Below are 21,354 nucleotides of genomic sequence, written 5' to 3'. Positions count from 1 at the left end.
GAGCTTTAGTAAATGAAAATGTAATTTGTCTATAAAGTTTTAGATACATTAACTAAATTTTGCAAAAACGATTATGTAATTCAACCAATGACTTCACTACATCGTTCTTTTATTATGAAAAACAAATAACATCTAATGTTAGATTTTTTTACATAAGAGGAGGAGAGGTCACTTGACAAATAAAAATGGAGGAATTCATCTTTTTTCACTTGGTTTGCAGCATGTACTGGCGATGTATGCAGGCGCCATTGTTGTTCCTCTTGTTGTCGGAGGAGCGTTAAACCTTTCGACGCAGGAGCTGTCATATCTAGTTGCGATTGATTTATTGACATGCGGAATCGCCACCCTGCTGCAGGCGTTCAAAACAAAATATTTCGGCATTGGTTTACCTGTCATATTAGGTGCTTCATTTGTTGCTGTTACACCGATGATCGGGATCGGAAAAGAGTACGGCATCAATGCAATCTATGGATCGATCATTGCCGCAGGAATATTCATTATTCTTTTTGCTCCGCTCTTTGGCAAAATAACAAGATTATTGTTCCCGCCGGTCGTGACAGGTACAGTTGTCACCCTTATAGGACTGTCCTTAATACCGGTCGGGATTAAAAACATGGCGGGCGGTGCAGGAAGTCCGAAATTTGGCGATCCGGAAAATTTGCTCCTTTCATTTGGGGTTTTTCTTTTGATTTTGTTTATGAATCGATTTTTCACAGGCTTTTTTCGGGCAATCTCTGTGCTTATCGGGATTATCGCGGGTACGGTCGCCGCGGCTTTTATGGGAGGGGTTGATGTGAAAGAAGTAATGCAAGCTTCATGGATTCATTCTCCGAAATTTTTGTATTTCGGTCCACCTACTTTTGAGCTTGTGCCGATCTTAACAATGACATTAGTGGGCATTGTCATCATGATTGAATCGACTGGCGCCTTTTTAGCCCTAAGCAAAATTTGCGGAAAAGATCTTAGCGACCAAGATCTTGCGCGCGGATATCGTGCCGAAGGATTGGCTTTCATCATCGGCGGTTGTTTGAACGCTTTCCCGTACAACACGTTTGCTCAAAACGTCGGACTTGTGCAGCTGACAAATATAAAAACAAGAAGCGTTGCGATCGTTGCCGGCTTTATACTTGTCACCCTTGGATTTATTCCGAAAATTGCTGCTTTTGCCACGATGATCCCAACATCTGTATTAGGGGGAGCAATGGTGATCATGTTTGGCATGGTCGTTGCTTCAGGCATTAAAATGTTAAGCACTGTTGATTTTCAACAGCAAAGCAATTTGTTAGTAATTGCCTGCTCCATTTCCCTCGGATTGGGTTCCACAGTTGTTCCTGATTTGTTTGCACAGCTGCCGCCTATGCTGCGAATTCTTTTTAGTGATGGGATTATAACAGGCAGTCTTACAGCCATCTTTTTAAACTTATTTTTTCACCATTTCTCACTGAAAAAATCTTCTGCTGCCGAACAGTTAAAACCGACAACGATCAAATTTTAAAAACGAAAGGAGAAAGCCGAATGGACATAGAACAAGTTAACCAACTCAGTGCGGCTGAATTTATTGAGAAGCTAGGCGGGATATTTGAAGATTCAACATGGGTGGCAGAAAAAGCAGAAAAATTCCGCCCGTTTTCTTCCGTGCAATCGCTTTTTTCCAAAATGGCTGAGATCGTGGATCAAGCTGACGAACCCGAAAAATTGGCGCTTATTCGCAATCACCCTGCTTTAGGCGCAAGAACAAAAATGACCCGATTTTCGCAAATAGAACAACAAAAAGCGGGACTGCAAAAACTGACAGATGAAGAATACGATCGATTGTTAAAATTAAACGAAACGTATATGGAAAAATTTCAATTCCCGTTTATTTTGGCTGTGCGCGGCAAAACAAAGCAGGAAATATTTGCATCGATTGAACAGCGAATCAAAAACAATGCGGAAGCAGAGATAGAGCAAGCAATAGCAGAAATTAAAAAAATTGCCTATTTTCGACTGAAGGATATAGTGAAAGAAGAGAGAAACCTATGCTGACACGTACATTCCATTTTGATAGAACAAATTGACTTTCGTTATTTTTGATCTTTTGCACAGTACGAAGCCATATCTTTTTAAGCGCCATAAATGGCGGTACAACTGAATCTGCTGAGAAATAATAACCAAAGAAACTACACGCTGGTTATATAGTGAAAGAAAGCCGTGATTCAAATGCCATGCCCCGTCAGACAAGCGCTTCCAAAGTAACAAAACGGGCTTCCAAAATGAAAAACGAGGCAAATAAAAAGGTCAATAAGGAGATGGAATATGAAAGGATTAACAACACATATTTTAGATTTAACTCACGGTACGCCTGCACAAAACGTCAAAATCGAGCTGTTTTCTGTTACAGATCAAAACGAAACGGAAAAACAGCTGCTCAAAACCGCATTCACAAACGAAAACGGTCGGGTTGACGAACCGCTCATCACTGAGCAGCAATTAACACCGGGAACTTATGAACTTCTGTTTTACATTGGAGATTATTTTAAAAACAAAGGTTTATCCTTGAAGGAGCCGCTGTTTCTTAATCACGTCGTCGTCCGCTTCGGCATTTCTGATGCAAATGCCCATTATCATGTTCCATTGCTTATTTCACCGTGGGGGTATCAAGTGTATCGGGGAAGTTAATCGGATACAAATACTTTCTTCAACAACGTCATGAAAAAACGGGGCCTTCCAAAAGTCAGCGTTACTGACTTTTGGGAGGCTCCCTTTATTTAAAAAACAAAAAAAATCGTCCCTTCTAGTAAAAGAAAGTTGCCTCACAATATTTCAGAAAGGACGATTTTATGAGCAACAATTGGAAGCTGGAGCGAAACAAAAGAAAAACAATCAAAACAGATAAAGATGAGAACCAAACCTAGAGGAAGCCGCTAAGAAATTAGAAGAAAAAGTGGAAAAGTTATCAGAAGAAATCGAAAAGGAAACAGATACAAACATACATAAGGACAAGCAACATAAGCGCAGTCAATGAAAGAAATTTGTGAAGCAAATTCGAGAAGATTTTATCCTACGGCAGGTTAAATACAAGGAACAAAAAGAAATCTTTGGCAACCGTAACAGCTATTCTAAAACGGATAAAGACGCAACCTTCATGCGCATGAAAGAAGACCATATGAAAAACGTGAAAAAACGGAACTCATCAATATATATTCAAATTTACTATTTACGTTCATCTCCTCTATAAAATACATCAGGCTATCAGCAAACAGGCTTACGCCCATAATAATGCGGTTCGCTACTTTTATTTTACATTCAACAAACACTTTGGATATGAGGATAAATTTTTTAATATTGTAAAAAGACTAGTAAATGTGTTAATATTTTAAAAAATCAGAAATAAGTAGGATTTTAAAATGCTTAAGAAAATAGGTTTATGTAATTGCATTTTTATTTTCCCTAAATTTAGTAGAATTTGCTGCAGAAAACGATGCAAATGTTAATGAAGAAAGTCTTACACAAGAAGAATTAAACTATCTGTAAATGAAGTTGGCAACACTCAAGAAGAAGCTGATGCTCTGCCCATTGAAGTTGCTAGACAATTAATTGAAGAGGAAGCTAAAGTTATAGATTCTGGATCAGAAATTATTACTATATATGAACCAAAAGATGTTAAACCAGGACAAATTAGTACTATGGGAACTATTGCTTCTTCAACTTTAAAATTAGGTGGAACAGTATATAAAGTAACTAGTGATCGTTCAAAAGAAGATAAATTTTATATATATGGTAACTTTCAATGGTTAAAAACACCTTCTTTTCATTTAGTTGATAAAATGACTATTGGTTTCCCTTCAAATTCAGGATTATATCTACCAACTAGCGGAGGAACAGTAAAACAGCACCAACATAGATATTCTCAAGATCCTCAAGGAAATGGACGTTCGATTGATTATTCAATTAAGTATTCTCCGAGTAATTGGGAGCCAAGTGCTGGTGTGGCTGGCTCATATGATTTAAAACCTTCTACTAGTCATACAAAACACAAAGGGTACATTGGTCAATATGTATATGTTCCTAAATCAAAAAATGCTAAAAACGGAATATGGTCATCAAAGAATTGCTGGAACACCTAGTATATCAATTTATCCAGCAGGTTTATCAATCACGTCAACTCCAAAAACAGATACAAAATCATACGCATTAACTTTATCTTATTAATCTAGTTGGAGTGGTAAATCTATGATACAAACGATTGCCAACTTTATTCTTATTCTAGTTGTATCGGTCATTTTATTTTATATACTTAATTATGATACTTCTTTAGATAGTGAATTAATACTATCTCTTTTAATTATCATTTCTCTACAAACATCATTGATATTAGCTATTTTATTAAAAAGAAAATAACTTTCTTAAAGGGATTGTCCAAAAGTTGAACTGTCCCCTGTCAAGCAGACAATGGAAATCATAAAATTGCTTTAAACGGCTTGAGCTCTAAATTCTAATGGGCTTAAGCCGTTTAATTTTTCTTGATAGCGTTTGTTATTATAAAACTCTTAATCGCTTGTTGTAACGCTTTAAACGTTTCATATCGTTTCAGATCATACCTTTCACACGTTCAGGTTGCCCAAAAAGATTCCATTGGGTCGTTTTCCATGCAGCGTCCCACTCTTGACATACTATGTGTTCGCTTTGCTTCGATTATTCGCTTCTTAAGCCCATGAGATGTACTATAAATCAAAAGTTGTTTATGTTCTTTTAAACTTGTGATAGATTAAGTCCTGAATGTTGTGTAAAAAAAGCAGCGGTTTGATTTGCCAGGAATCTAGGGCAGGGTTGGACTTGACCCTTGCGATAGCGTGATCAACTGTTTGAAACACAAGTTGATGATTGTTCGAATGCCCTAATACATAACTATACAGATCTAGAATTGCACTCAAATACGCTTTTTTACCGTTTCCTTTCTTGAATTCCGTGACATCCGTCAGCCATTTTTCATTTGGCTTACTTGCTGTAAATTTGCGATTTAATACATTCTCAGCCACATGCACCGCTGATGATGAAACGTAACGGTTCTTTTTACAACGAATCACAGATTGAATACCGTCTGTTTTCATCAGGCATATATTCGTTTATGGGTCACTTATTTTCGATGTATGACGAATTTCATTCGGCGATAGCCATAAATTTTTAACGCTGCAGACAAGGAAACAAGCCGAAAAACGCTAAAATCTATAATTTCTTTCAACTGATCATGTTAAAAAAAATCGCCGAACTGCTCCGCCTTCTTAACATTTGCTGTCTAAGCGAGAAGTTTCTTTTTCAGCAAGCTTTTGAACTGCTCTAATAATACCGGAGTAGCCTGTGCATCGGCAAAGATTTCCTGATAAACCGTCAACTATTTGCTGACTAGTTGGATTCGGATATTGATCCAAAATCGCTTTGACAGCCATAATCATTCCTGGGGTGCAATATCCGCATTGGAAACCTCCCTCTTCCAAAAACGCCTGCTGAATCGGATGAAGCCCTTTTTCCGCAAGTCCTTCAATTGTAACAATTTCTTTTTCATTTGCTTGATAAGCTCTAACTAAACAGGCATTCACTAGCCTGCCGTTCATGATGACAGAGCAGGCGCCGCAGCGGCCAATTCCGCAGGAAATCTTTGTGCCAGTCAGATGCAGCTGCTCTCTTAAAATGTCAACTAGCCGAGCGGCCGGATGAATCTCAAGCTCTTTCTTTTTGCCATTCACAAAAATCGACATGCGCATTCGTTCTTCAGACGGTAATTTTATGCTTGCGCTCATTTGCTTGTCAGCCATTTGCTCATCTCCGTTTCCATCATCTTATTGACGATTTCTTCCCTTGATACCGGCAGCCTATTCACCCAGATGCCAGTCGCATCATAAATGGCCATTGCGATGGCAGGGGCAACAGCAACCGTGCCAATTTCCCCGACGCCTCTTGGCCCATATTCATCCTCTTCGCACAACTCCTCGATTGCGGTGATGTCAATCGAAAGGGGGACATCTTTTATCGTCGGAATTAAATACGTATCAAAATTTTCCGTTACATATGTTCCGTTTTCTATCAGCGCTTCTTCCGATAATGTATAGCCTAACGCCATCACGGATCCGCCTTCAATTTGTCCCAAATATCCTTGCGGAAAAATAACAGGACCAGCGGCAATGGCTTGCTCTAAATGTTTTACACGAACAAATCCAGTTGCCAGATCCACTTCCACCTTAACGGCACAAGCTGCAAACGAATATAAAAAATGTCCGCCTGGTATGGAGCAAGGGGTTGCAGGAAAGTCAAATCGAGTTTCAATGATCAGCGGCTTGTCTATCGTTTGTTTTGCCAGTTCTTTGTATGAAATCAGCAGCTCATCTTGGTGCCAAACACCTTTTTCGCCTATTTTTAATTGACTGACGGGCACATCCGTACATTGTGTGGCTCTTTCCAACAGGCTGTTTTGAAACGGAGCTTTCATCCGTTGAATGGCTTGCCAAACCATGCTCGTACCCCTTGAAGCAGTTGATGATCCTGAACGCGGGACTTTGTCCGTATCGCCGATGACAATGTGTAAATCCTCTCGGGAGCAGCCTATTGCTTGAATGGCAATTTGTTCAATCACTGCGAGCAAGCCTTGGCCAAATTCTTCAAACCCAAAAGCAATTTCGATTTTTCCTTCCTCGTTCAATGAAATTCTCCCGCCAGCCGGATCTAAACGTCCATAGCCCAGCCCTCCGCCGTGCATGGTGATTGCCACCCCGACGCCTGTCTTAATCAAGCCGTTATGATCTTGTTTTCGGCGGCTGTTTAATAGTTTCGATTGGCTGATCTGTTTTAAAACTTGTTGAGCGCCGTCAGTTGGGGCGATTTTTTGCCCGACAGGCCCGGGATCATGTGCCTTGCGCAGATTTTTTTGTCTGAGTTCAAGCGGACTCATTCCAAGCGTGACCGCCAAGCGATCGATTTGCCCTTCCAATGCGAAGGTTACTTGGTTTCCACCAAAGCCTCTAAATTCACCGGCAACACCGTTATTCGTAAAAACCGAATAGCCTTCAACTTGAATATTCGGGATCATGTATGGGCCTATCGCATGTTCAACCGCAAAATCCAATACTGCGGGGCCTAACGTTGCATATGCGCCGGTATCCGCTATAATTCGCACTTGATGGGCGATGATTTTGCCGTTTTTTTTCGCACCTGTTTTCATTTTAATTTTCATCGGATGCCTTTTGATACCTGACCGCACCGATTCCCTTCTCGTTTGATGAATTTTTACAGGAAATCCCGTTTTCAGCGCCAATAAGGCTCCGTACGGCTGGATGTTTAATTCGTCTTTTCCGCCAAAAGAGCCGCCAAGCGGGCTTGAGACGACGCGGATGTCTTCTTCCGGCATATTTAAAATGCGGGCTAATTGATATCGGTCTTTATATCCATGCTGAGTGCCGGCATACACCGTCAAAGTGCCGTCTTTTTCCGGAACAAACACCCCGCCCTCTGTTTCCATGTACGCATGCATTTGCCTTGGAAGTTGATACGTTTCCTCTACAATACAGTCGCATGATTGAAATGCTTCTTCCACATTGCCGCTTTGATAAGATGCTTGGTGTAGGATATTCCCGTTCGGATGGAGCTGCGGAGAAGAAGGGAGCATAGCCTGTTCCGGATCATCAACAACCGGCAGCGGCTCATATTCCACTTCGATCAGCTGAAGCGCCGCTTCGGCGATTTCCTCTGTTTCCGCAGCAACAGCCGCGACAGCATCGCCGACAAAACGAACTTTATCTTTGCATAAAACAGGCTGATCAGGAAAGATTAAGCCAAACCCGTTTAAACCTAAAACATCCTTGCTTGTAATGACAGCCCGAACTCCCGGCAATTCCTCCGCTTTTTCCGTTGAGATCGAAACGATATTGGCATGCGGATATTCGCTTCGCAAAATTTTTGCAAACAGCATATTCGGAAACGAAAGATCTGTTAAAAACTTTAAATGTCCAGTTACTTTTTCTACTCCGTCCGGTCTGATGCACACTTGTTTCAATCTCAATCCCTTCCCTTCTTCATAATCCAAATTGAAAAAGCTCGTATTTGAATATATTAATCTTTCTCCTCTAATTTTTTTAGCTCTGCTATGACTATGTTGGCGGCGACCCGCCTGCGGTAATCCGCTGAAAAAAAAGCATCGCCGACAGGTTGAAATTCAGAAAAGACCGCCTCATGCACCTTTTTTAGTAAAGCGGACTCAACCTTGCGTCCGGCCAGCAATTGCTCCGTTATTCTTAATCGCCTTGGACGATTCTCGCCTCCGCCTGCTGCCAACCGCGCAAAGTCAATTGTTCCGTTGTCATTTTGGCCGATTATCCCTGCAATGGTGACGACAGAGCCTGAAAACGCCTCTCTCCTCCCAATTTTTTGATAAAAATGGACATATGATGGCGGAGCTGAAATTTCCGGCACCACTATTTCCGTTATAAGATCATCCTTGAATTCTTCATTCAACCAATGATCTAAATCGATTTTTTTTATGTCGTCCCCATCAAAACAACCGATTTTCGCTTCCATCACTAACAGGGCGGGGATGGCATCACCAATTGTTGAGGCGACGTTTCCGCCGATCGTTCCAAGATTGCGCACGGCTGGTGCAGCAATGGTCTTGACAGCTTTGGTCAATAAAGGCCATTTCGCTTTTATAATGGGATGGCGGAGGCAGTCAGCCAATCGGATAAGCGCCCCCAAGTGAAGAAAGTTTTGGCCGCCATCTTCTTTTTCATATATCGCTTCTAAAATTTTTATGTTCTCAAGGCTGATTAAATGAGATGGCTGCGGTGCTCCTTTTTCCCATTTTGTTTGCCATAATGTTCCGCCGGCTATAAAGTGTGATTCTAATTGCAATAGCTGCCGCAATCGCCATGCTTCTCTTAAATCTGTTGGCATCCATATTTTTGAGGACAATGTTTTCAACTTCATCCCCCTTCCTTTGATAGTAAAATAACGTGCTTTTGCAACCATATTGCGATTAGAAACGGAAATGCCTTGTGGACGTCCGCATTTGACCGATTGTGCACCATTATCGCCTGTCCGCTTCCTTAAATAGGGATAACAAAATCGGCGTACTCGGCAAGCGATCCAGCTTGGCAGCATCCTCATCAAACAACTTATTGCTGCGTATCAAGTTTCGTATTGAAAAATGAGATCGTTGATGATTTCCAGTTGAATAAACGGCTGTTTTGTGCAATTGCACCGCTTGCTCTGCTATCGACTTTTCCAAGCCGACTTTAAAAGAACTCTAAAAAGGGGCTTGACAAGTTTAGATACCGCGTCGGTACATAACCATCGGTTCGTCTATTGGTCAAGTGACTTTGGCATTCCGATTAGCGCCTGGCTTTTTGTGAAATGTGATTGCGGCTTCATTATGCACGCACCTTCTGAGGAGATCGAAGCTTTGTCAATTGAATTAATTCTGCTAAAATGCTGATCGCGATTTCTTCAGGGCCTTCTGCCCCAATAGACAAGCCGACAGGTGAATGAACGTGCGGGGGAATTTCCTGGTCTCCCAGCAAGCGTTTTGTCCGTTCTTTTGAACCGATGACCCCGATATATCGCAGGTTTTGCTGCAACAACAGCTTTAAAAGCTCTTGATCCTGTTGAAATTGGTGTGTCAGCAACACAACAAAATCGCGGGGGGAAAAATATATTTTCGTTGCCGCTTCCCGCGGGAAAGCGATGATAAGCTGATCGGCATCAGGAAAACGCCATCTATTGCACAACGCTTCTCTCCAATCACTAACGATAACCGAAAAACCGGTCCGCGAAGCGAAATGCGACAGTGGTACAGCATCCGAACCGGCACCGAAAATAATCAATCTCGGTTTAGGCTCAAATCGCTGAACATATACATATGAGGACAGTTCATTGACCCAAACTAATCCGCTTTTCTCTTGCGCAGCTATGGCATCGATTTGTTTCGGTACCGCACCAGCCCATTCCCCGAACGTTTCCGTGTCTTCTGTAAAAAATAAATAATTGCTTACGGAAAAATTTTTGCCGAGTTGTTTTACGATGAAAACGTCCTTGCCGTTTTGAAGCAAATCATGCAGCCGGGATAAATGCTTTCGCAAACGGTCATCGATGCACTCCAACAGGATGCGTATGACGCCGTTGCAGCCGGCGCCTTTTCCCCACGACAAGTCATCTTCGCTTTTCAAGTCATATACGATACATTGCGACTCGCCCTCAAGCAAAAGCTTCGCCCTTTCTTGCAGGTCATTTTCAAGGCAACCGCCGCTTATTACGCCGATTGTTTCCCCATCCTCCTGAATCAGCATTGCTGCTCCTTCTTTTCGGTAAGAGGAGCCTTCCACATCAATAATAGTAGCAAGCACAGCTTTTTTTGGCTCAGTTGTTGCAATCTTTAAAATTTCATGGATATAGTCCATAACAATTCCCCTCTTATGAAAGAAAAGTAATGAGAATGATTGTTTTGTTCAAACGCAATCATCAACTGTTTCTTTCTCTTTGCATACACAATGCGTTGGCAATATACGCCACGTTTCTCCCCAGGCGACCGGCCATTTTTAATTCTTCATCAGACGGCTTTCGCGAACCATCAGGGCCGGCTAAAACTGTTGGTCCATACGGAGTTCCGCCAATGGGGGCGTCCGTTAAATATTCCGGATTTTGAGTATAAGGTAATCCGATAATGATCATTCCGAAATGGAGAAGCGGTACGATGGATGTTAAGATGGCCGCTTCATGCCCGGAATGAATGGAACCAGCGCTTGTAAAGATGCCCGCGGGCTTTCCCTCCAGTACGCCTTCCACACAAAGGTCGCCGATAGTTTCTAAAAAATATTTAACTTGGGACGGCATCGATCCAAAATACGTCGGAAATCCCCATATCACTCCATCTGCCCAGTGGAAATCTTCTATTTCCGCTGTTTTAAATATTTTCTGCTTTTCGCTTTCACGCTCATAATTTTCTTTTCTCTTTCCAATTTGAAATGTTGCGGAAATTCCTTTTTTATCAATCATCAACGGATTTTCTCTAATAGCCGGAATTAAACGATCAGTAAATTCGGGAATTTTTACACATCGTACATCTGTTTTCTCAATCGCCTTTGCTCCTTCGCAAACTGATTGCGCCATTTGTCTTATATGTCCGAAAGCACTATAAAAAACAACTAAAATATTTGCCATAAAGCTTTCTGCTCCTAACCTTTTAAAATTACAAATAAAAACCGATTTGAATATTTCTATATCAGTATTGGGACAGAATCAAAGCCTTTTAAATTACATATAAAAAACGGTTTCCATCGGATTGGTGTGAAGCAAAACTCTGCCCTTCTTTATCACATAGCGGCAATGGGGCTGAAGGCGAATCAAATCTATAGCATGATCAACCGGGAACGTAATGATATTTGCTTCATTTCCTACCTTTATTCCGTAATCGTTAATTTGCAGAGCTTTGGCTCCGTTTATCGATATCATGTTAATCAATTCCTCCAATTCCTTCATTCCCGTTAAATGACCTGCATGAGCAGCCATATGTGCAGCCTGCAATATATTCCCGTTACCTAACGGATAAAACGGGGTCATGATATCGTCATGGGCGATGCAAACATTGATATTTTTTTGCAGCATCTCTTTTATTCTCGTAATCCCTCGCCCTTTAGGATAGGAATCATATCTTCCTTGCATTGCCGTGTTGATCAGAGGACAAGCTACAATATGAATTTTGGAACTCGCAATCAAATCTAATAATTTGGCAGCATAATTATCCGGATAATAGGCCATTGCACACGCATGACTTGCAGTCACTTTGTCTTCCAGTCCTGATGAAATCGCCAATGATGCAACTGTTTCAATAAACCTCGATTGCGGATCATCGATTTCGTCACAAAAGAAATGAAGAAATAGGCCGTATTTTTCAGCCAAAGAAAAGCAGAATTGAATGGATTCGATCCCTTCCTCCCTCGTTCTTTCCAAGTGAGGAACAGCACTTACCCCGTCAGCGCCCAGCTTGATTGCTTCAAGCATCCGTTCCTGATTTTCCGGACAAGAGAGTAAACCATTTTGAGGAAAAGCAATGATTTGCAAATGGATGATGTCCTGCAAGTCTGATTTCAGCTTCAGCAATGTTTTGAAAGCAACGAGGCGTTCATCGGAAATATCCGCGATCGCTCTTACATATAAAACACCGAATTTCATTAACTGATTCAGCGCCTTCCTGGCTCGCTCGTAGACATCTTCCATCGTCAAAGTTTGCTTCCGTTCGTTCCATAATAAAATTCCTTCTAATATCGAGCCGCTTTGATTCCAGCTCGGCTCTCCGGCAGTAAATGCCGTATCAAGATGAATATGTGGTTCGACAAATGGCGGCATGGCTAAATCTCCACAGCCGTCTATCACTGCTTTTCCTTGTAGGGGATAAGGGGAAATTTCAGCAATGATCCCGTTTTGAATCCCGATAAAATGATGCCTTTCTTGATTGGGTAGTCTGATATTTTCTAATACAAGGTCATACATATTGTAAATTCCTTTCAAATTTTGCATATTGGCTTTCCGTCTCGTGCTGATACATCAACAACTGGCGATCGTTCCAATGTTCAGCTTTTTTAGATTGATAGAGCAGTTTTCCGTTTCGAAACACATATCTTTCAACAGGCAGATTCGTAAAGATGTCTTCTACTGATCTAGCTTTTAATAGAACGAAGCTTGCCTTCGTTCCGCATCTTACACCGTAATTTTTTAAATTTAATAATTTGGCCGGATATTCGGTAATCATCCGAATAATTTGTTTTAGGCCTTCACCGCTTCCTAAATGGGCAACATATGCAGTTAGCAAACCGATTTGCAGCAAATCCGCCTTCCCGAATGGATGAAATGGATCATGAACATTATCGGAAGCAGTTGCAAGCGTCGCCCCGCTTTGCAAAATTTCATGAATTCTTGTGACGCCGCGGCGGACAATCCCTTGATCAAATCGACCTTGCAAGTACATATTGGCACCCGGCAGCGTCACCGCTCCAATTTGTGCCGCCGCCATCCGTTTAATTAAAGAAAGAGCTTTTTCTTGTTCCATTGGCGCCAAAGAGCAAAGGTGGCCGGCTACAACGCGATTGTGATATTGCCGCTCCATTGTTTTTTGGATAATATAATCCAGTGTGCATACGTTCGGATCATCACTTTCATCTACATGCATATCAATCGGTTTGTCGTACTTTTCCGCCAATGAAAATAAACCGTCAATTTGCTTCTCAGGGTTTTCAGCTAAATGAGGAGCTCCGCCAATTCCATCAGCCCCCATTTTGATCGCTTGTTCAATCCATTCCAGCTCTCGTTTCGAATCGTCGTCAGGCAGTAAAAACATTGGAATGACTTGAATCGTAATGTATTGTTTTAATTTTTCTTTTACGTTTAAAACAGCTGTCAACGCCCGGAACACGACGTCTTCCCCTAAAGGCAATTCAAAATTGACATGTGTGCGAATGGCTGTTGTGCCATGGCTTAGTGCATTCAGTGCAGTTTTCATCGCCCGATACTCAATTTCTTCCACCGTAAAATGGGGAGATTGCTTCCGGTAATTTATTACTGCTTCTTGAAGCGTCCCGCTTGCGTTCGGAACTTTCCTGAGAGAATAGGCTTTATCTAAATGCATATGAGCATCAACAAAGCCGGGCAGCAACACATATCCTTGACAATCAATGAATGAATCGGAGGATGAGTTAAGGGCATCTAAAGTTTTAAAGTCTTCGCGCTGAAGATAAGAAGGCTGCTTTGTGATTTTTTCATATCGATCATCGTTAATGATGATTTCAAAGAGAGAACCAGGATCTTCAAGCGGCAGACAAACATTCAGCAAATGCAGTTGACTCATAGCTTTCTCCCCTTTTTGTCCAACTTGCTCCAAGGCGCATTTTTAATTTTTCGCCAAAAACTCGTTTGTGTAGGCATTGGCGATATCTTCTTTCTTTTTAATTAAACCTAGTTCATAGAGTTGATTTTGCAAGGTGTTCCACCGTTCTTGAGACATATAGCCGAAGCCGTGGTCTTTCGCATCGTGCCCGAAAATTAAGTTCAGCTGCTGTTCAGCCCCATATTCGAGCGCCTCCATTGATAAATCAGGATTATATTCATGTATAAATGGATTTACTTCATCCGAATGATCTTTATAATACTCCCACCCTTTCGTTGTCGCTTCCATAAACCGTTTGACGAGTTCAGGTTTTTCTTTGACCATTTTTTCGGTTGTAAATATTACATTGCCATAAGGCTGGTAGCCGGAATCGTGAATGAGTAAATATTTCGTTTCGATTCCTTGCTGCTTTAAGGCGAAAGGCTCCGCCGTAATGTAGCATTGGGTAACTGACTCTTTATTCTCTATAAATGGGGTCAACTGTCCGCTATATGCCATTTCTTTCGCATTGTCGAGCTGATAAGCCTTTTTTATATATGCCCAGTACCCTGTTCCAGGTGCCGTGTACACCGTTCGCCCATTCAAATCGGAAAAATCTTTAATATTTTGATCAGCATGGTACAACAACGCCTGCGGATTCACTTGAAAAATGGCTCCGATCGCCACAATGGGTATTCCTTTATCGCGAGCTAATAAAATATCGTCAGCTTGAGTGATTCCAAAATCGGCTTCGCCAGATGCCACTATTTGAATGGGGGAAACTTGCGGCCCGCCTGGCTCTATTGTCATATCAATGCCTGCTTCTTTATAAAAGCCTTTCATCAAAGCTGCATAGTTGCCTCCATGTTCCGGTTCGGCAAACCAGTTCGTGACTTGCTTCACTTTTTCCAATTTTTCTGAGTCCTCTTTGACTTCTTCGTTATTAGTTGAAGCTGATTGGCTGCCGCATCCAGCTAAAAGAACGAGTAGAAATAAAATGAAGATTTTTGTATATCCCTTCCCTTTTGCCTGCATACGAATCCTCCTACTATTTTTGATATTTTTCTAGTTACATTTCTGCTTCATGCCAAGAACCTAGTGCCGATAATAAGAACTTTTTTCGGTATATTTCAGCCGTTTCAATTCATTTTCCCATCGTTACACTTGTGCATAAGAGGTGACGTCCGCTATTTTTCCTGGATTCAGCAAATGAAACGGATCATTTTTTTGCTTGATTTTTATGATTTCATCCATTCGTAAACTCCAACCGCCGAATCCCAACAAATAAGTATGCGGATCATGCACTTTAGCTCCTATATTCAGGAAAAATTGTATGATTTCATACAGCCGTTTCTCGCTTGTAAAGCGAACGACCGGCAAGGCCGTTGGAATAATTGCTCCGTTTCTTTTTATAAATTCAAAATGAAGAAGAACTTCTTCACCAAATTCCTTTTTTAACAAATGGACTTGATGATAAAGGTGTTGAATATCAAACTCAACTTGCAAGTAAGTAATATTGTCTTCATTTTTGCAGGCCCACAGCGTGGAGTGGTTCCAAGTAAAATCCGAAAGGCGGACCCCTTTTCGATACTGCTTGGCAGGAATGGTATGTGCCAATATTCCTTTATGTTCGGCAACGAGTTCGACAAATTCACTTTTTGCTTTTTCATCGACCTCAATCATCGTTAACGTTTTTTCAGGCAAAATATATTGTTTTAAAGGAGCGAAATGCTTTGTCAAAGCTCCTTCACATACTGATAAGAGCCTTTTTTTCATAGTTTCTATGCCCGAAAATTGATGGGCGAAATTTATCGCTTCATCTAAATGGTCATGAAAAACCATTGCTTGCATCCAATCTGTTTTCTCCTCGATCGGCAATTGCAGCTCTGTCATGACACCTAAAGTTCCGTAATTGTGAATATATTGCTCGAGTTTATCGCCTGAAACAACAATTTTTCTCGGCTTTTCCTCAATTGTGTAAACCGAAGCGCTGTGCACATTGCCATCCCACAAATTGCCCCATGTAATGGAGCCGATTCCTCCCGATCCTCCCGCCACAAAACCGCCAATCGTTGCTTGAATATATGTGCTCGGCATAATTCGCAGCTCTTTTCCGTTTCGCTCTAATATCCGTTCAAGCTTGCCGATTCTTATTCCCGCTTGTACCGTTACAGCGTTTTCGCCGATTTCAAGTACTTGATGAAACCTCGTCATGTCGATCACAATACCGCCTTGAAGAGGTACGGCCTGACCATAATTTCCTGTTCCAGCACCTCTGACCGTAATCGGAATTTTTCTTTTTACGGCGAATGATATTAACGAAACTAATTCCTCTTCTGACTCCGGAAAGGCGATGCAATCGGCCAGTTTATCCTTTAGCTTTTGTGTGAGAATGGGTGAATACCAATAATAATCTTTAGAAAATTTTCCTCTTGAAGCTGCATCGAACAGAACTTTTTCCTTCCCTAAAAGCTGCTGTATTTCTTTTTTCCAAGCCATACTTCCACACCTCCAAAGTTTTCTTTTTGTTTGAAACAATTGATCATCCTTTCTATGTCAAAGGACTGTACTGCTTTTCGGTAGAAATGTTGATGAGATCATCCATTTCGAATTCCGCCATTTCCCGCAAAACAACCGCCAGCTTTTCACCCAAACGGTTGGCGATGATTTCTCCCGTTTCTTTTGAAGCTTTTTTTGCATTTCCTAAAACCCCGGATTTCGAAATATCTTCCATCCTCCAAGCAACATAATGGCTGCCTTTTAATTGAAGATGCTTTGCGCTTTCCGGAAACTGGATGAACTCATCGGGACAAAGCTCTTTTTTCACCCAATCGGTTTTGAAGGAAAGAATGAAGGATGTTTCGATTTCTCCCCCGTGGATTCCGTATGCAGCCTCTTTTTCCTCAATGAGATCCTCTGAGACATTGAAGTCATAGCTGTTCAACCGGAAAGTCATCAAACCTGTTTCAATGCGGATATCGCGGGCAACGGAATTGAGTAAATCATGGTTTCCTCCATGTGAATTAAATAAGACGAATTTTCTAAATCCACTTTTTTTCAGACTTGCGGCAATATCCTTGATCATTGCCTCTAAAGTGCTCCCAGATAATGAGATGGTTCCTGCATATCCGAGATGTTCGATGCTTTTGCTGTACGCAATTGGAGGCAAAATCCAAATATTATCTTCTTCTTTTAAATGTTTGCAAGCTGAATGCAAAATCCCCTCCGCTATTAAAGAATCAGTAAATACCGGTAAATGAGGCCCATGTTGTTCAACTGCGCCAACCGGCAAAATGATTAAAGCATTTTGCTTTGGCAATTCAGCAATTTCCTTACTCGTTAGTCTTGCAAAAAATTTCTGTTCAAATGCTTCTCCCCGGTAGCGAAATTCCATGCCGTTTCCCCTCCGAACAAATGATTACTTTTGTGAAAAAAGAAAAGCCGCAGGAAAAGAAAAACAATAAGTTTTTTCTTTCCTACGGCTTGTTTCCATCCCGTAAACAGGATCAAAACAATACCGAATGATCTATGGATAGCCTAAAGGACGGAAAACGTCCTTCAAGCTAACTCATTTTTTTTAAGAATAATTGTCATGCATGCTGAGCCAGTGGAAGGATCATAATCTTTTAAAACCGAAAAAACGTTAAGTCCGACAATTGTTTCCATTTTATATTTAAATCGCTTTTTAAATTCATCAATTAATAACGAATCTGCCCACATCGTCAAAGCCCCATCTACTTTTTCAAGAATTTGCAAAGCAGGATCCCGTTTATGCAACCCGAAAATTAAAATTTTTTCATCCGTTACTTCAACTCGCAGTTGAATCACACCTGTTTGAAAAATTTCTTTATTTACTTCGTTGTAAATTCTCGCAATATCTTTTTTTAATGATTGCCTCTGTTCTGTCAAAAGGCTTTTGTCTTTCAAAAAACCACCTCTTTTCTTAAAAATGATTTTACAATTTTTCAAAATGTTTGATTATTTCTTTGTTAACTTTTTTTCCACATTTTTTTATTTTTGTCATAAATTCTTACATTTTTATTGAATTTACCTGCATACATTCTTAGAATGAATTTCAATACTTATAGCAAGGAGAAAGGAATATGAAGAGCCTGTTGATCAAAAACGCACAAATTATTACGATGAATCATGCGGATGAAATTTTCACGGGAGATATTTTCATAGAAAATGGCATCATAAGCAACATAGGGAAAAATCTTGCATGCGACGCCGATCAAATCATCAATGCAGAAAATCGGACCGTCATTCCGGGCTTCATTCAAACCCATGTTCACTTATGCCAGACACTTTTCCGCTCACGGGCGGATGACTTAGAATTGTTAGATTGGCTGAAAAAACGAATTTGGCCATTGGAAGCAGCACATGATGAGGAATCGATCTATTATTCCGCATTGCTCGGCATTGGAGAATTGATTGAAAGCGGGACCACAACGATTGTCGATATGGAAACCGTTCACCATACAGAAGCAGCGTTTCAAGCGATTGCAGGAAGCGGAATCAGAGCTTTATCAGGCAAGGTGATGATGGATCGTGGCGACGATGTGCCAATGGAGCTTCGCGAAAAAACAACTGATTCTCTCCAAGAAAGCGTTGATTTGCTTGAAAAATGGCATATGTTTGCAAACGGAAGAATTCAATATGCCTTTTCTCCCCGATTTGTCCTTTCATGTACAGAAGAACTGTTAAAAGAAGTTCAACGGCTTTCTGAAATATATCAAGTAAAAGTTCATACTCATGCAGCGGAAAATCAGGAAGAAATCAGGCTGGTTGAACAGCAGACAGGGATGCGAAATATCGAATATCTTGACTATCTTGGACTTGCCAATAAACGATTGATTTTGGCGCACTGCATCTGGCTGGATGAAAAAGAAAAGAAAATCATTAAAGACAGAGGAGTAAATGTTAGCCATTGCCCCGGGTCTAATCTAAAATTAGCTTCAGGAATTGCGGATATTCCCGGGCTGATGGAAATGGGAGTTTCGTTAAGCTTAGGCGCAGACGGAGCGCCTTGCAACAATAATTTAAATATGTTTCAGGAAATGAAGCTTGCAGCCCTCATCCAAAAGCCGAAGCACGGCCCTTCCGCAATGAAAGCAAAAGAGGTATTTAAAATGGCGACCATCGGCGGGGCAAAAGCGGTCGGATTGGAAAAAGAGATTGGCAGTATTGAAATCGGCAAAAAGGCAGATTTAGTGATTCTAAATTTACATCATTTTCATACTTTCCCTTCCTTTGAAGCTGATCCGATTTCGCGGATCGTTTATTCTGCTTCAAGGGATAATGTAGAAACAACCATTATAAATGGGGAGATTGTAATGGAAAACAAAAAAATAAAAACACTCGACAAGGAAATTGTTTTAAGAGAAGCAGACCGCTCGATCAAAAGAATGCTCAAAAAAGAAAAAGCAGTTTTCCACTGAAATCCGAAAAAGGGTGTCTTAGAAAGTCAAAATCCATTGTAAACGAAACATCATAAACATTGATATATCAACATTTCTAAACCATTAAAGGGGCGTCTATAAGCCGGAAAATCGACTTATTAGACAGCCCCACTCTCCCTATAACAATCTATTATGATTGTTTTGCAAAAGCTTCGCATAATATCGGCCATGAAAATTTTCCACCACGATGCCTGCTTCAAAAAAGTCTGACAATCGTTCACTTGAAAGCAGCTCTTCTGTTCTTCCCTCAGCAAAAACCTTTCCTTCCTTTAATAACAGGGAATTGGTGAAGCAAGGCAAAATTTCTTCAACATGATGCGTCACGTACAGGATCGTTGGCGCATTTGGCCTTTTGGCAATTGTTTCAATCAGCCCTAAAAGTTCTTCTCTCGCCAATATATCAAGACCATTGCACGGCTCATCTAAAATAAGGAGCTTCGGCTGAGGCATAAGCGCCCGCAAAATCAGCACTTTTTGCTTTTCACCTTGGGAAAGGCTGTCATATGTACGCCCGCTTAGTTTTTCCACCCCGAATAGCGTCATCAATGACCCCATCTCTTCTAAATCGTGTTCATCCGGTGTTTCATATAAGCCGATTGACGCGAATTTTCCGCTCAAAATAACTTCTTCAACAAGATCATGTCCGTAAATTTTTTCTTGGAGCGATGAGCTGACAAGGCCGATTTTTTTTCGAACCTCGCGAAAATCTGCCTTTCCAAAAGTAAATCCAATGACGGAAACCGTTCCTTTTGAAGGAAACAAATAGCCGTTTAACAAATTGAGCAATGCTGTTTTCCCCGCTCCATTTCTTCCTAAAATACACCAATGCTCGCCTTCATCAACATTCCAATTTATATTCTCCAAAATATATTTTTTGTTGCGAATGAGCGAAACATTTTCAAGTGCAATCACCATACGCTTGCTCCTCTCCATACGTTACATTATAATTATTATTCCAAAAATTTCTGTTGAAGGGAAGAGAGGATCATTGAAAAATCTGATTTTTCCATCAAAAGTGTTTTCTTCTTTCTTCAGATTGGTTTAGTTCCATTAGGTATTTATGCGAGTGAAACATTTGTAAGATAAAACCGTAGAAATAATCAAAATGTTTTGTAAAGCGTAAGGGGGAACCATTGTGTCAACAGATACGATCGTTTTTTTAATCACTATGGGGTTCACACTTATCATACACGGGGGCCTGACGTATTTAGTCGTAAAGAAGCAAGATTACAGCTTAATATCGGGCTTCTACAACAGACCAGAAGAAGAACAGCAGCAATTAATTGAAAATGGTTATCCGCAGGCAATTGGTAGATTGCTGTTTTATACGTTCATCATTTTGTTCATTTCGGTCATTTTAGCACTTTTTCAAATCCCATATGGATTTGAAATAGGCATGCTGCTGTTTCTCATCGTACTGCTCGGCGGTTCGATCTATGTACAAAAATATGAACTAAAGCATAAACGGAAAAAATATTATTGGATTACCGGAATTGTTGCGGCTATTGTGATCACATTCGTTATCGTTTTAGGCTATTTGGGACTTAAGGAGCATGATGTGATCATAAATGACCGACAGTTGAAGGTAACGGGTTTATATGGGGTGGAATGGCCGATTGATGAGATTGACCGTGTGAAGCTGTTGGATGAACTTCCCGAGGTCGTTGCCAAAAGTAATGGCTTTGCGGCTTTTGATCGTTTGAAAGGATCTTTTCGGCTAAAAGAGCCATACGGTGGAGGAGGAAAATTGTTTGTTTACAAAGGGCGTGCACCGTATGTATATATCGAAAAAGATGATGATTATATCATTTTGAATCAAAAAGACAGGGACGAAACGCAAAAGCTGTATGACCAATTACTGGAAAAGATAAGCGAATGATAATAGTGCACATGGAACCCTGATCTATAAATATATAACTGGAAACTTTACAGCAATTCTCTTTTTCATGCCCGATATCCGAATATTCATTAACAGTGCATTGGAACATGTATTTAGAGGCTCCCCATTCAGGAAGC

General features: G+C 40.8%; 20 protein-coding genes. 6 read left to right on the top strand and 14 right to left on the bottom strand.

All coding sequences use genetic code 11. From position 1 onward, the window contains the following. Window positions 1-232: 232 nt before the first annotated feature. From NSQ41_RS07390 to NSQ41_RS07375, 4 genes are all read left to right on the top strand, one after another. Window positions 233-1,495, top strand: a complete 1,263-nt coding sequence (locus NSQ41_RS07390; protein ID WP_339199988.1) for a nucleobase:cation symporter-2 family protein — start codon at window positions 233-235, stop codon at window positions 1,493-1,495. A gap of 20 nt (window positions 1,496-1,515) precedes the next feature. Continuing rightward, window positions 1,516-2,025 (top strand): 2-oxo-4-hydroxy-4-carboxy-5-ureidoimidazoline decarboxylase, encoded by a 510-nt coding sequence (gene uraD, locus NSQ41_RS07385; protein WP_339195131.1) that lies wholly within the window; start codon window positions 1,516-1,518, stop codon window positions 2,023-2,025. Window positions 2,026-2,295: 270 nt separating this feature from the next. After that, window positions 2,296-2,658, top strand: coding sequence for a hydroxyisourate hydrolase (gene uraH / locus NSQ41_RS07380; protein WP_094245585.1), 363 nt, complete (start codon window positions 2,296-2,298; stop codon window positions 2,656-2,658). 1,007 nt (window positions 2,659-3,665) lie between these two features. Beyond that, window positions 3,666-4,106 carry a hypothetical protein gene (locus tag NSQ41_RS07375; RefSeq protein ID WP_117016829.1) on the top strand — a complete coding sequence of 147 codons (441 nt, stop codon included), beginning with the start codon at window positions 3,666-3,668 and terminating at the stop codon, window positions 4,104-4,106. A gap of 615 nt (window positions 4,107-4,721) precedes the next feature. Here NSQ41_RS07375 and NSQ41_RS07370 read toward each other — a convergent pair. From NSQ41_RS07370 to NSQ41_RS07310, 13 genes are all read right to left on the bottom strand, one after another. Continuing rightward, the gene (locus NSQ41_RS07370) at window positions 4,722-5,090 is read right to left on the bottom strand and encodes a hypothetical protein (RefSeq protein ID WP_339211675.1); all 369 of its coding nucleotides are present in this window, start codon (window positions 5,088-5,090) and stop codon (window positions 4,722-4,724) included. 171 nt (window positions 5,091-5,261) lie between these two features. Further along, on the bottom strand, window positions 5,262-5,792 hold the full coding sequence (locus NSQ41_RS07365) for a (2Fe-2S)-binding protein (protein WP_082829479.1): 531 nt from the start codon (window positions 5,790-5,792) through the stop codon (window positions 5,262-5,264). Continuing rightward, a complete protein-coding gene (gene pucD, locus NSQ41_RS07360) occupies window positions 5,774-8,029 on the bottom strand; it encodes a xanthine dehydrogenase subunit D (protein ID WP_339211326.1) in 2,256 nt (751 codons plus the stop codon). Before pucD ends, NSQ41_RS07365 begins: the two co-directional genes overlap by 19 nt. Before the next feature lie 50 nt (window positions 8,030-8,079). Continuing rightward, entirely contained in the window at window positions 8,080-8,949 is an 870-nt protein-coding gene (locus tag NSQ41_RS07355; protein ID WP_094245582.1) for an FAD binding domain-containing protein, read from the bottom strand. 100 nt (window positions 8,950-9,049) lie between these two features. Then, a complete protein-coding gene (locus NSQ41_RS07350) occupies window positions 9,050-9,223 on the bottom strand; it encodes a hypothetical protein (protein ID WP_339200068.1) in 174 nt (57 codons plus the stop codon). 169 nt (window positions 9,224-9,392) lie between these two features. After that, window positions 9,393-10,418 (bottom strand): XdhC family protein, encoded by a 1,026-nt coding sequence (locus NSQ41_RS07345; protein WP_339211324.1) that lies wholly within the window; start codon window positions 10,416-10,418, stop codon window positions 9,393-9,395. Between the two features lie 61 nt (window positions 10,419-10,479). Continuing rightward, a complete protein-coding gene (gene wrbA / locus NSQ41_RS07340) occupies window positions 10,480-11,178 on the bottom strand; it encodes an NAD(P)H:quinone oxidoreductase (RefSeq protein WP_063386893.1) in 699 nt (232 codons plus the stop codon). Window positions 11,179-11,271: 93 nt separating this feature from the next. Continuing rightward, complete coding sequence (codA, locus tag NSQ41_RS07335; protein WP_339211322.1) at window positions 11,272-12,507, bottom strand: cytosine deaminase; 1,236 nt, start codon at window positions 12,505-12,507, stop codon at window positions 11,272-11,274. Beyond that, window positions 12,500-13,858, bottom strand: coding sequence for an amidohydrolase family protein (locus NSQ41_RS07330; protein ID WP_339211320.1), 1,359 nt, complete (start codon window positions 13,856-13,858; stop codon window positions 12,500-12,502). The genes codA and NSQ41_RS07330 overlap by 8 nt, the downstream gene beginning before the upstream one ends. Window positions 13,859-13,900: 42 nt before the next feature. Beyond that, window positions 13,901-14,911, bottom strand: a complete 1,011-nt coding sequence (locus tag NSQ41_RS07325) for an ABC transporter substrate-binding protein (protein WP_063386891.1) — start codon at window positions 14,909-14,911, stop codon at window positions 13,901-13,903. A 123-nt stretch (window positions 14,912-15,034) separates the two neighbouring features. Next, entirely contained in the window at window positions 15,035-16,375 is a 1,341-nt protein-coding gene (locus NSQ41_RS07320) for an FAD-binding oxidoreductase (RefSeq protein ID WP_339211318.1), read from the bottom strand. A 52-nt stretch (window positions 16,376-16,427) separates the two neighbouring features. Further along, complete coding sequence (locus tag NSQ41_RS07315; RefSeq protein WP_144597859.1) at window positions 16,428-17,270, bottom strand: creatininase family protein; 843 nt, start codon at window positions 17,268-17,270, stop codon at window positions 16,428-16,430. A 164-nt stretch (window positions 17,271-17,434) separates the two neighbouring features. Next, window positions 17,435-17,803 (bottom strand): Na-translocating system protein MpsC family protein, encoded by a 369-nt coding sequence (locus NSQ41_RS07310; protein ID WP_063386888.1) that lies wholly within the window; start codon window positions 17,801-17,803, stop codon window positions 17,435-17,437. Between the two features lie 176 nt (window positions 17,804-17,979). Here NSQ41_RS07310 and NSQ41_RS07305 point away from each other — a divergent pair, with 176 nt between their 5' ends. After that, window positions 17,980-19,317, top strand: coding sequence for a 5'-deoxyadenosine deaminase (locus NSQ41_RS07305; protein WP_339199658.1), 1,338 nt, complete (start codon window positions 17,980-17,982; stop codon window positions 19,315-19,317). A gap of 138 nt (window positions 19,318-19,455) precedes the next feature. Here NSQ41_RS07305 and NSQ41_RS07300 read toward each other — a convergent pair whose 3' ends face one another. Next, the gene (locus NSQ41_RS07300) at window positions 19,456-20,253 is read right to left on the bottom strand and encodes an ABC transporter ATP-binding protein (protein WP_339195106.1); all 798 of its coding nucleotides are present in this window, start codon (window positions 20,251-20,253) and stop codon (window positions 19,456-19,458) included. Between the two features lie 220 nt (window positions 20,254-20,473). Here NSQ41_RS07300 and NSQ41_RS07295 point away from each other — a divergent pair, with 220 nt between their 5' ends. Continuing rightward, window positions 20,474-21,217: a DUF3784 domain-containing protein gene (locus tag NSQ41_RS07295; RefSeq protein ID WP_242009367.1), complete on the top strand. Its 744-nt coding sequence runs from the start codon at window positions 20,474-20,476 to the stop codon at window positions 21,215-21,217. Window positions 21,218-21,354 lie beyond the last annotated feature (137 nt).

It is taken from the genome of Aeribacillus sp. FSL K6-8210 (genome assembly GCF_037963925.1).
GTDB lineage: Bacteria > Bacillota > Bacilli > Bacillales > Aeribacillaceae > Aeribacillus > Aeribacillus composti.
The sequence above is the reverse complement of the archived record's forward strand: the minus strand, read 5'-3'. Positions and strand labels throughout refer to the sequence as shown.